9 protein-coding genes are annotated in these 11,351 nt (G+C 62.9%); 4 read left to right on the forward strand and 5 right to left on the reverse strand.

All coding sequences use genetic code 11. The annotated features are described in order from the left end of the window. Positions 1 to 230: 230 nt before the first annotated feature. On the forward strand, positions 231 to 2,456 hold the full coding sequence (gene ppk1 / locus H7993_RS13645) for a polyphosphate kinase 1 (RefSeq protein WP_122479909.1): 2,226 nt from the start codon (positions 231 to 233) through the stop codon (positions 2,454 to 2,456). Positions 2,457 to 2,691: 235 nt separating this feature from the next. Here the strand turns inward: ppk1 and ppx are convergent, their stop codons facing one another. From ppx to H7993_RS13670, 5 genes are all read right to left on the reverse strand, one after another. Beyond that, the gene (ppx, locus tag H7993_RS13650; RefSeq protein ID WP_122480128.1) at positions 2,692 to 4,194 is read right to left on the reverse strand and encodes an exopolyphosphatase; all 1,503 of its coding nucleotides are present in this window, start codon (positions 4,192 to 4,194) and stop codon (positions 2,692 to 2,694) included. A gap of 114 nt (positions 4,195 to 4,308) precedes the next feature. After that, a complete protein-coding gene (locus H7993_RS13655) occupies positions 4,309 to 5,040 on the reverse strand; it encodes an amino acid ABC transporter ATP-binding protein (protein ID WP_043192250.1) in 732 nt (243 codons plus the stop codon). Continuing rightward, positions 5,027 to 5,677: an amino acid ABC transporter permease gene (locus tag H7993_RS13660; protein WP_185794800.1), complete on the reverse strand. Its 651-nt coding sequence runs from the start codon at positions 5,675 to 5,677 to the stop codon at positions 5,027 to 5,029. The genes H7993_RS13655 and H7993_RS13660 overlap by 14 nt, the downstream gene beginning before the upstream one ends. Continuing rightward, a complete protein-coding gene (locus tag H7993_RS13665) occupies positions 5,674 to 6,339 on the reverse strand; it encodes an amino acid ABC transporter permease (protein ID WP_056844749.1) in 666 nt (221 codons plus the stop codon). Before H7993_RS13665 ends, H7993_RS13660 begins: the two co-directional genes overlap by 4 nt. A 16-nt stretch (positions 6,340 to 6,355) precedes the next feature. Next, on the reverse strand, positions 6,356 to 7,138 hold the full coding sequence (locus H7993_RS13670; protein WP_122479906.1) for a transporter substrate-binding domain-containing protein: 783 nt from the start codon (positions 7,136 to 7,138) through the stop codon (positions 6,356 to 6,358). A gap of 318 nt (positions 7,139 to 7,456) precedes the next feature. Here H7993_RS13670 and trxA point away from each other — a divergent pair, with 318 nt between their 5' ends. The 3 genes from trxA (at position 7,457) to H7993_RS13685 (ending at position 11,342) form a co-directional block, all read left to right on the forward strand. Continuing rightward, positions 7,457 to 7,786 carry a thioredoxin TrxA gene (trxA, locus tag H7993_RS13675; RefSeq protein WP_043192254.1) on the forward strand — a complete coding sequence of 110 codons (330 nt, stop codon included), beginning with the start codon at positions 7,457 to 7,459 and terminating at the stop codon, positions 7,784 to 7,786. A gap of 232 nt (positions 7,787 to 8,018) precedes the next feature. After that, complete coding sequence (gene rho, locus H7993_RS13680) at positions 8,019 to 9,278, forward strand: transcription termination factor Rho (RefSeq protein WP_043192255.1); 1,260 nt, start codon at positions 8,019 to 8,021, stop codon at positions 9,276 to 9,278. Between the two features lie 99 nt (positions 9,279 to 9,377). Then, positions 9,378 to 11,342, forward strand: coding sequence for an acyltransferase family protein (locus tag H7993_RS13685; protein WP_185794694.1), 1,965 nt, complete (start codon positions 9,378 to 9,380; stop codon positions 11,340 to 11,342). Positions 11,343 to 11,351 lie beyond the last annotated feature (9 nt).

The following is an 11,351-nucleotide window of genomic DNA, read 5'->3' on the forward strand; positions in this document are numbered from 1 at the left end:
CATGGGCATACATGAAAGTGTCCAAATGTGTCTTGTCGTGAACAATGCTTGTCAACCTGAGAACGCAGACACCTTGTGGATGCGGCCGGTCATGTCATGCAACCGTCATAATCCATGCTTATAACTGTCGCGCCCCCCTTCCAAGCGTGCAGGCGTCAATGGCATCCTGACGCATTACGCGATCCGTGCCGCTCAATTGCAAAGGGCAGTTACGCCCTCGGGAACGCCAGATGAACAACGAAGCCCAGACTCAAGTCGCTCTCACCCAAGATCAGCCGGTGGTCGAAACCCCGGTAGAAGCGCCGTTGGTCATAGAAGCCATCGTCGAACCCGCGCACCCGAGCGAGGCCCTCGCGCCGGCGCCGCACATCGTCGTGCCGGGGCTGGACGACAGCAGCCTGTACATCCATCGCGAGCTGTCGCAGTTGCAGTTCAACATCCGCGTGCTGGAGCAGGCGTTGGATGAATCCTATCCGCTGCTCGAGCGGCTCAAGTTCCTGCTGATCTTTTCCAGCAACCTCGACGAATTCTTCGAGATCCGCGTCGCAGGGCTCAAGAAGCAGATCACCTTTGCCCGCGAACAGGCCGGCGCCGACGGTCTGCAGCCGCATCAGGCGCTGGCGCGGATCAGCGAGCTGGTGCATGGCCATGTCGATCGCCAGTACGCCATCCTCAACGACATCCTGTTGCCGGAGCTGGAGAAACACCAGGTTCGCTTCATTCGTCGTCGGCATTGGACAACCAAGCTCAAGACCTGGGTGCGTCGCTATTTCCGCGACGAAATCGCGCCGATCATCACGCCCATCGGCCTGGACCCTACGCACCCGTTCCCGCTGCTGGTGAACAAGAGCCTGAACTTCATCGTCGAGCTCGAAGGCGTCGATGCCTTCGGTCGCGACTCTGGCCTGGCGATCATTCCGGCACCGCGGTTGCTGCCGCGGGTGATCAAGGTGCCCGAGGACGTAGGCGGGCCGGGCGACAATTTCGTGTTCCTGTCCTCGATGATCCATGCCCATGCCGATGACCTGTTCCAAGGCATGAAAGTGAAGGGCTGCTATCAATTTCGCCTGACCCGCAACGCCGACCTGTCGGTCGATACCGAGGACGTCGAAGACCTGGCGCGTGCGCTGCGCGGCGAGCTGTTCTCGCGTCGCTACGGCGATGCGGTACGTCTGGAAGTGGCCGACACCTGTCCCAAGCTTCTGTCCGACTATCTGCTCAAGCAGTTCAACCTGTCGGACACCGAGCTGTATCAGGTCAACGGCCCGGTCAACCTGACGCGTCTGTTCAGCATCACCGGTCTGGACAGCCATCCCGAGCTGCAGTACCTGCCGTTCACGCCACAGATTCCGAAGCTGTTGCAGAACAGCGAGAACATTTTCAGCGTGGTCAGCAAGCAGGACATCCTGCTGCTGCACCCCTTCGAATCGTTCACGCCCGTGGTCGATCTGTTGCGCCAGGCGGCCAAGGACCCTCATGTGCTGGCCGTGCGGCAGACGCTGTACCGCAGCGGTGCCAATTCCGAGATCGTCGATGCGTTGGTGGATGCCGCCCGCAATGGCAAGGAAGTCACCGTCGTCATCGAGCTGCGCGCGCGCTTCGACGAGGAATCCAACCTGCAGCTGGCCAGCCGTCTGCAAGCCGCGGGCGCGGTGGTGATCTACGGCGTGGTGGGCTTCAAGACCCACGCCAAGATGATGCTCATTCTGCGCCGCGAGGCGGGCGAGATCGTACGCTATGCACACCTTGGCACCGGTAACTACCACGCCGGCAATGCCAAGCTGTACACCGACTACAGTCTGCTGACCTCGGACGATGCACTGTGCGAAGACGTCGGCAAGTTGTTCAGCCAGTTGATCGGCATGGGCAAGACCTTGCGCATGAAGAAGCTGTTGCATGCACCCTTCACGTTGAAGAAGGGCATGCTCGACATGATCGCTCGCGAGACCCAGTACGCCATCGAAGGCAAGCCGGCGCACATCATTGCCAAGTTCAACTCGCTGACCGACCCGAAGGTCATTCGCGCGCTGTACAAGGCCAGCCAGTCAGGCGTGCGCATCGATCTGGTGGTGCGCGGCATGTGCTGCCTGCGTCCGGGCATTCCCGGGGTGTCGCACAACATCCATGTGCGCTCGATCATCGGGCGGTTCCTGGAGCACACGCGGGTGTTCTACTTCCTCAACGGAGGCGAGGAGCAGATGTTCCTGTCCAGTGCCGACTGGATGGAGCGCAACCTCGACAAGCGCGTCGAAACCTGTTTCCCGGTGGAAGGCAAGAAGCTGATCGTGCGGGTCAAGAAGGAGCTGGAAAGCTACCTGACCGACAATACCCATTCCTGGATCCTGCAGGCCGACGGGCGCTACGTGCGCAACACCCCGACCGGCAACCAGAACGCCCGCAGCGCGCAGGACACGCTGCTCGAACGGCTGAGCAACCCGATCCTGCCGGTGCGCTAGCAGCCAGCAAGATCGGAGGTGCGGCTTTCGCGGCCACTGGCCGCTCCTACGGGAATCGCGTTGCACCGTAGGAGCGGTCATCGGCCGCGAAACACCCGATGCGGTTTATCAGGCAGGTGGCGGTGCGGCTTTCGCGGCCACTGGCCGCTCCTACGGGAATCGCGTTGCACCGTAGGAGCGGTCATCGGCCGCGGAACAGGCGCTGCGGCCTATCAGGCAGATGGCGGTGCGGTCTTCAGCGCACGGTGAGGGTAAAGCCTACGCGGGTCAGCCATTCGGCTTCCTGGGCGAAGTCGGCCTGGGTCAGCTGGTTGTTCTCCAGCCAGCCATCGGGGAACACCACATCCAGGCTCTTGGCCTTGGCATGCAGGGACACCGCCGGCATCTCCTGGGTACCACGGATGTGGTGGAACAGGATGGCGAAGCGCAGCAGCACGCACAGACGGATCAACTGCACACCGTCGTCGCCGAACTCGGCGAACTTGTCCTTGGGAATGTTGCGGCGGTGGCCGCGCACCAGCAGCGCCAGCATCTGCTGGTCTTCGCGCGAGAACCCGGCCAGGTCGGAGTGTTCGATCAGGTAGGCGCCGTGCTTGTGGTAATGGTAATGGGCAATGTCCAGGCCTATCTCGTGAACCTTCGCCGCCCAGCCCAGCAGCTCGCGCCAGACCCCGTCTTCCAGCTCCCAGTCCGCCGCCACCTGGTCGAAGGCATGCAGCGCCTTGCGCTCGACGCGCTCGGCCTGCTCGACATCGACGTGGTAGCGGGTCATCAACGAACCCAAAGTACGTTCGCGCACATCTTCGTGGTGATGACGGCCCAGCAGGTCGTACAGCACGCCTTCGCGCAGGGCGCCATCGCAATGGTCCATGCGCTGCAGGGCGAGGGCATCGAAGATCGCTTCGAGAATCGCCAGCCCGGCGGGAAAAATGGTCCGGCGGTCCGGCTTGATGCCGTCGAAATCGATCTTGTCGACATCGCCCAGCTTGAACAGCTTGCGCTTGAGCCAGGCCAGCCCCTCGGCATTGACCTCGCCGCTGCCCTGGCCGCCGGCCTTGAGGGCCAGGCCGATGGCGCGGATGGTGCCGGAGGAGCCGATGGCCTCGTCCCAGCTGAGCCGGTGCAGGGCATTCTCGATGCTCATGATCTCCAGGCGCGCTGCCGTGTAGGCCTGGGCGTAGCGGGCCGGGGTGATCTTGCCATCGCGGAAGTAACGCTGGGTGTAGCTCACGCAGCCCATCTGCAGGCTCTCGCGCAGCAGGGGTTCGAAGCGCTGGCCGATGATGAACTCGGTGCTGCCGCCGCCGATGTCGGCGACCAGGCGCTTGCCCGGCGTGTCGGCCAGGGTGTGGGAGACGCCCAGATAGATGAGGCGGGCCTCTTCGCGGCCCGAGATGACCTCTACCGGATGGCCGAGGATCTGCTCGGCGCGGACGATGAATTCGTTGCGGTTGCGGGCTTCGCGCAGGGCGTTGGTGCCCACGATGCGCACCGCGCCCAAGGGCAGGCCGTTGATCAGTTGGGCGAAGCGCTTGAGGCAGTCCAGACCGCGCTGCATCGACTCTTCGCTGAGCTTGCGCTCTTCGTCGATGCCGGCGGCCAGCTGGACCTTTTCGCCCAGGCGTTCGAGGATGCGGATTTCATTGACGTGGGCCTTGGCCACCACCATATGAAAGCTGTTCGAGCCCAGGTCGATGGCGGCGATCAGGGACAGGTTCTTGGCTTTGGTCTGCGGCATGGTCAAAGGATCTCGGTCGTTAACCCCCGCATCGTGCCACGATCAGGCGACGGCGCCAACGCGCCATCCTGATCTTTGCCCCAAGGTCCGAGCTCTGGCGAGCCCGAACGGCATTCATGCCGGCTGCATGCCGATGAACTGCGCCAGCTCGGGCGTGCGCGGATTGACGAACAATTCCTTGGGATCGCCCACCTCGTGCACCTTGCCATGGTGCATGAACACCAGCTTGTCGCCGACCTCGCGGGCGAAGCGCATTTCGTGGGTGACCATGATCAGGGTCATGCCGTCTTCGGCCAGCTTGCGCACCACGCTGAGCACCTCGTTGACCAGCTCCGGGTCCAGCGCCGAGGTGATCTCGTCGCACAGCAGCACCTTGGGCGACATGGCCAGTGCGCGGGCGATCGCCACGCGCTGTTGCTGGCCACCCGACAGCCGATCAGGGAACGCATCGAACTTCTCGCCCAAACCGACGCGTTCGAGCATCTCGCGGGCCAGTTCGCGGGCGCGAGCCTTGGGCACTTTCTGCACCACCTGAGGGGCCAGCATCACGTTTTCGCCCACGCTCAGGTGCGGGAACAGGTTGAACTGCTGGAACACCATGCCGACCTTCTGGCGCAGGCTGCGCAAGTCGGCGCGCGCCGCATCCAGGTATTCACCGTCGACTTCGATGACGCCGTCGTTGATCGATTCCAGGCCGTTCAGGGTACGCAGCAAGGTGCTCTTGCCCGAGCCGCTGCGACCGATGATCGCGACCACCTGACCTTCGTCCACACTCAGGTCGATGCCCTTGAGCACATGATGATCGCCGTAGTACTTGTGCAGGGCGGAAATCCTAAGCAGCGGCATGCAGCCTCCTTTCCAGATAGCGGGCACTGAGCGACAGCGGGTAGCACAGGGCGAAGTAGCCCAAGGCGACGAAGCCGTAGACCATGAAGGGTTCGAAGGTGGCGTTGGCCAGCATGCTGCCGGTCTTGGTCAGCTCGGTGAAGCCGATGATCGAGGTTACCGCGGTACCCTTGACCACTTGCACCGAGAAGCCCACGGTCGGCGCCACGGCAATGCGCAAGGCCTGGGGCAGGATCACGTGGCGCAGCTGCTCGTTGCGGGTAAGCGCCAGGCTGGCGGAGGCTTCCCACTGGCCGTTGCCGATGGACTCCACGCAGCCGCGCCAGATCTCGGCCAGATAGGCGCTGGTGAACAGCGTCAGGGCCAGGGCGGCGGCCACCCAGGGCGAGATGTCCACGCCCATCAGCGCCACGCCGAAGAACACCAGAAACAGCTGCATCAACAGAGGCGTGCCCTGGAACACTTCGATATAGCAGCGTGCCAGCGTGCGCAGCGGATGCGTGGGCGAGATGCGCAGGGTCATCACCAGCAAGCCGATCAAACCACCGCCAATGAACGCCACCAGGCTCAAGGCCAGGGTCCATTGCAGGCCGATGAGCAGGTTGCGCACGATGTCCCACAGGGTGAAATCCATCAGCTGTTCCTCATGATGAAACGCCGACCCAGCCAGTTCAACAGCATGCGGATCAGGATCGACATGACCAGGTACACCAGCGTGGTCAGCAGATACGTCTCGAAGGCGCGGAAATTTCGCGACTGGATGAAGTTGGCGTAGAAGCTCAGCTCCTGCGTGGCGATCTGCGAGCAGACCGCCGAACCCAGCATGACGATGATGATCTGGCTGCTCAGCGCCGGCCAGACCTTGGCCAGGGCCGGCTGCAGGACCACGTAGCGAAACGCCTCGAAGCGGCTCATGGCCAGGGCCGCAGATGCTTCGAGCTGCCCCTTTGGCACGGCCTGGATGCCGGCGCGGATGATCTCGGTGGAATAGGCTCCCAGGTTGACCACCATGGCCAGCACCGCGGCCTGCCACTCGCTGATCTGCACGCCCAGGCTGGGCAGGCCGAAGAAGATGAAGAACAGCTGGACCAGGAAGGGCGTGTTGCGGATGAGCTCCACGTAGACCCCGAAGAGGCCGGCGAACGGCTTGATCTGCCAGGCCCGCACGGCGCCGCCGACGATGCCCACGGCGACCCCGAGCAGCGCGCCGATGGCGGTGAGCTCAAGGGTGAACAGCGCACCCTTGAGCAGCAGGTCGGCCTGTGCGAGTACCGGGGCGAAAGCGAACTGATAGGCCATTGCGTGCGCTCGACAATCAGAGGTCGGCGGGCAGCGGCTGCTTCAGCCAGGTCTGCGCATTCTTTTCCAGGCTGCCGTCACTCTTGCCCGCGGCGATGATCTGATTGACCTTGGCCAGCAGCTCGGGCTGTTGCTTGTTGATGCCCACGTACACCGGCGAGTCCTTGAGCTTGATCTTCAAGGCTGGAATGCGTTTAGGGTTCTTTTCCGAGATGGCCACCATCACCACGTTGCCGCTGGCGATCAGGTCGGTCTGGCCGGCGAGGTAGGCGGCGATGGTCGAGTTGTTGTCTTCGAAGCGCTTGATGGTGAGGCCTTCGGGCGCGACCTTGCTCAGCTCGATGTCTTCGATGGCGCCACGGGTCACGCTGATGGTCTTGCCCTTGAGGTCGTCCAGCGTGGCGATCGGCGCTTCCGGCGGGCCGAACACGGCCAGGTAGAACGGCGCGTAGGCACTGGAGAAATCGATGACCTGTTCACGCTCGGCATTCTTGCCCAGGCTGGAGATCACCAGGTCGACCTTGCCGGTGGTGAGGTAGGGAATGCGGTTGGTGGAGTTCACCGGAGTGAGCTGCAGCTTCACTTTGAGTTGGTCGGCGATCAGCTTGGCCGTGTCGATGTCCAGTCCGCGCGGTTGCATGTCGGGGCCGACCGAGCCGAACGGCGGGAAATCCTGCGGCACGGCAACGCGCAAGGTGCCGCGCTCGGTGATGTCGCTCAGGCCATCGGCGTGGGCTGCCTGGCCCAGCATGAAACTGGCGACCAGGGCGGTGAACAGCAGGCTGCAGCGCGAAATCATGGCGATACTCCGATTGCGATCGAGTCGAGGTTGCCAGGGAGGTAGCACAGCGCGTGCCAGAATGGGGCAGGGGGCGGGCGCCGCGGCGTGGGATCGGGGTTCGAGCTGCCACGAGTGCTCTGTGCCGGACTGGCCGCGCACCGTTGCGGAGCGCACTGGCCGGTGACTGCGGTCATTCCTGGTGCGCCGAGTGGGGTTCCATTGCCTGTATCACCGATGTTCATAGTGATGATCAATGATCATCGGCTTCCTGTAGCAGCGCTGTGCCGCTATGATGGGCCACGTTTTTCTTTCCGAATATGACCACGGAGACACTCCATGAGCAGCGACCTTATCAAGCACGTCAGCGACGCCAGCTTCGAAGCAGATGTACTCAAGGCTGACGGTGCTGTACTCGTCGACTACTGGGCCGAATGGTGTGGCCCGTGCAAGATGATCGCCCCGGTGCTCGACGAAATCGCCGAAACGTACAAGGGCAAGCTGACCGTCGCCAAGCTCAATATCGACGAGAATCAGGAAACCCCGGCCAAGCATGGCGTGCGCGGTATCCCGACGCTGATGCTGTTCAAGAACGGCAACGTCGAGGCGACCAAGGTCGGCGCGCTGTCCAAGTCGCAGTTGGCAGCCTTCCTGGACGCCAATATCTGATACCTGAAAGGCCCCGCATTCGTCGGGGCTTTTTTCTGGGCGCGATACTGGACGCCTACAAATCGAGGTGTTACATTCGGCCTCGCATTGGTTTCTCCTCTGCCCCCTGCAAGCCGTCGCCGACGCACTCCTACTCGAATCAGTACGCGATCCTGTCGCCTTCTCTGCGGCGCGGCCTCATTAAGCCCAAAGCTTAATTTCTCCCCTCCATACATGATTACGTCATTCCCTTATGAACCTGACTGAACTCAAGCAAAAGCCGATCACCGATCTGCTCGAAATGGCCGAACAGATGGGCATAGAAAATATGGCCCGTTCGCGCAAGCAGGATGTGATTTTCTCCCTGTTGAAGAAGCACGCCAAAAGCGGTGAGGAAATCTCCGGTGATGGCGTGCTGGAGATTCTCCAGGACGGCTTCGGCTTCCTGCGTTCGGCTGACGCCTCGTACCTGGCCGGCCCAGACGACATCTACGTCTCGCCCAGCCAGATCCGCCGCTTCAACCTGCGTACCGGCGACACTATCGTCGGCAAGATCCGACCGCCCAAGGAAGGCGAGCGTTATTTCGCCCTGTTGAAAGTCGATACCATCAACTTCGACCGTCCGGAAAACGCGAAAAACAAGATTCTCTTCGAAAACCTCACGCCGCTGTTCCCTACGGTGCGCATGAAGATGGAAGCCGGCAACGGTTCCACCGAAGACCTCACCGGTCGTGTCATCGACCTGTGCGCACCGATCGGCAAGGGCCAGCGTGGCCTGATCGTCGCTCCGCCGAAAGCGGGCAAGACCATCATGCTGCAGAACATCGCGTCGAACATCACGCGCAACAACCCTGAATGCCACCTGATCGTCCTGCTGATCGACGAGCGTCCGGAAGAAGTCACCGAGATGCAGCGCACCGTGCGCGGCGAAGTGGTCGCCTCGACCTTCGACGAGCCGCCAACCCGCCACGTGCAAGTGGCCGAGATGGTGATCGAGAAGGCCAAGCGCCTGGTCGAGCACAAGAAGGATGTGGTCATCCTGCTCGACTCCATCACTCGCCTGGCGCGTGCCTACAACACCGTGATCCCGAGCTCCGGCAAGGTCCTGACCGGTGGTGTCGACGCCCATGCCCTGGAGAAGCCCAAGCGTTTCTTCGGTGCTGCGCGAAACATCGAGGAAGGCGGTTCGCTGACCATCATCGCCACCGCGCTGGTCGAAACCGGCTCGAAGATGGACGAAGTGATCTACGAAGAGTTCAAGGGTACCGGCAACATGGAACTGCCCCTGGACCGCAAGATCGCCGAGAAGCGCGTCTTCCCGGCCATCAACATCAACCGTTCCGGTACCCGTCGCGAAGAGCTGCTGACCGCCGACGACGAACTGCAGCGCATGTGGATCCTGCGCAAGCTGCTGCACCCGATGGACGAAGTAGCGGCCATCGAGTTCCTGATCGACAAGCTCAAGCAGACCAAGACCAACGACGAGTTCTTCCTGTCGATGAAACGCAAGTAAGCCCACCCGCTGCTTGATCCGAATGGCGCCCTTGCGGCGCCATTCGCATTTTCAACGTTGCATAGCCATGCCAGACCCGTTCGGCCGACAAGGATTGTTATGACTCACCTAGCCTATCGACGTGACATCGACGGCTTGCGCGCCGTGGCGGTCATTGCCGTGGTGTTGTTCCACTTTGGTATTCCGGGTTTTGCCGGCGGGTTCGTCGGCGTTGACGTGTTCTTCGTGATCTCGGGTTATCTGATCACCTCGATCATCTGCCGCGAGCGTGCCTCGGGCCACTTCAGTTTTGTGGAGTTCTGGGTGCGCCGTGCGCGGCGGATCCTGCCCGCCCTGGTGGTGATGGTGGTGGCCTGTCTGATCGTTGGCTGGTTCCTGCTGGTGCCGCGTGACTATGAAGAGCTGGGGCGCTCGGCGCGCTACCAGGCCATGTTCATGTCCAATGTGCTGTTCGCCCGGCAGGACGGCTATTTCGATACCGATTCGGAGCTTAAACCACTGCTGCACACCTGGTCGCTGGCGGTGGAAGAGCAGTTCTATATTCTCTTGCCGCTGTTGCTGGCCGTGCTCGGCCGGTATGTGAAGGCGTGGCGCAGAGGCTTGTTCGGCATTGCCCTGGCATCGTTTGCGGTGAGCGTCTGGCAGGTTCAGCAAGCCCCGGCGCAGGCATTCTTTCTATTGCCGGCGCGCGCGTGGGAACTGTTGGCCGGCAGCCTGCTGGCGGTGGCGCCGGTGTTTCAGCGCCCACTGACAGTGGCCGTGCGTCAGGGCGTGGCCACCGCCGGGATCGCTGCCGTGGGCGTGGCCATTGCCTGCTATGACTGGCGTACCGCGTTCCCCGGCATGGCGGCACTGCTGCCGGTGTTGGGCACGCTGGCGATCATCTGGTCCGGCGCCGGCCAGCCGACCTGGCTGTCACGGCTGCTGGGCACGCGGCCGATGGTGGCGGTGGGCTTGATCTCCTATTCCTGGTACCTGTGGCACTGGCCGGTGCACGTATTCGCCGACTATGCCGCCGTGGACGGTATCGCTGGGCACGAAAACCTTGCGCTGATCCTGGGCAGTCTGCTGCTTGGCTACCTGTCCTGGCGCTGGGTCGAAACGCCCCTGCGCGGTCGGCGCTGGCTGGCCCAGCCGCGTCAGGCGCTGTTGGCCGCATTGCTGGCCATGGTGGTGGTGGGCCTGGCGGGGCAATCCCTGCGCTGGAGCGATGGCGTACCGTCGCGGCTGTCGGCGCAGGCATTGGCCTACGCCGAGGCCGGCGAATGGCATGCTGGGCAGCGTGACTGCATGTTCGAGAAAACCACTGCGCCCGAACGCCTCATCTGTCACCTCGGACGCCAAAACAAAGACGTGCTGCCACCGCTGATCTGGGGCGACAGCCATGCAGCCGCGCTGATGCCGGCACTGCGCGTACACAGCGAGCGCACCGGGCAGGCACTCGATCTGGCCAGCTCGGCCGGCTGCGTGCCGGTCGCGGGACTGGAGCGCAACGACCTGTGTCGGCAGTTCAATGCGCAGGTCCGTAGCGTGATCGCACAGGCGCCGCAGCGCGACGTGGTGCTGGTCGCGCGCTGGACGTTGTACCTGTATGGCGACGAGCATGGCGACCTGACCTATCGCTTGCCCGGTACCGATGCGCCGGTGCAGATGGCCGAGGCGCTCAAGCGCGAAGTCCGAGCCTTGCGCCAGGCGGGCAGCCGGGTCTGGCTGCTCGATGAAGTCCCTTTGCAGAACGCCAACGCACCTTACCGGCTGAGCCGCCTGGCCATGCTCCAGCGATCGACCGACGGCATCGGGCGCCCGCTGCGCGAACACCGACAGCGTCAGGCGTTCATGCAGGGGCTGTTCGCCGAGCTGGCGGCCAGTGATCCCCAGGTGCGCATCCTCGATACGACCCAGCTGTTCTGCGCCGATGGCATGACCTGCGTGGCCGAGTCTGCCGGGCGTTCGCTGTACATGGACGACAACCACCTGGGTGACGACGCGGCCGGGTTCGTGGCGCCCTTGTTCGCCCCGCTGCTTGCGCCCGTAGACGCGCCAGCGCCTGGCAATTCCCATTAAAGCCCAGCC

Source organism: Pseudomonas baltica (assembly GCF_014235765.1).
Classification (GTDB): Bacteria; Pseudomonadota; Gammaproteobacteria; order Pseudomonadales; family Pseudomonadaceae; genus Aquipseudomonas; species Aquipseudomonas baltica.